This window comes from Flagellimonas flava, assembly GCF_050617915.1.
Lineage (GTDB): Bacteria > Bacteroidota > Bacteroidia > Flavobacteriales > Flavobacteriaceae > Flagellimonas > Flagellimonas flava_A.
Genome location: NZ_JBODQE010000060.1, coordinates 1 through 272 on the forward strand (window position 1 = coordinate 1; position 272 = coordinate 272).

Genomic DNA, 272 nt, shown 5'->3' on the forward strand with positions numbered 1-272 from the left:
ATGCAGGTATTTGTTCACCAAATGTTTTTGGGGCTGGTAATGCAACAGGAAATAGTGATGATCATTTTCATGCAGTAAGTATTGCACAAATGCAGAATATTATACAAACTTCTGGTAATTGTGCTACTTTATCTGATACGAATAATGCAACACCAACAGCGGATGCTGGTAACGATTATATTATACCAAAATCTACACCTTTTAGATTAACAGGTGAAGCTACAGATGCAGATGGTTTAAACTCTTTAACTTATAATTGGGAACAAATTGAT

General features: G+C 34.2%; 1 pseudogene. It reads left to right on the forward strand.

What is annotated here, in order from left to right:
* Positions 1–272, forward strand: a pseudogene (locus tag ACRHOZ_RS20975) (reprolysin-like metallopeptidase); the annotation flags it as partial.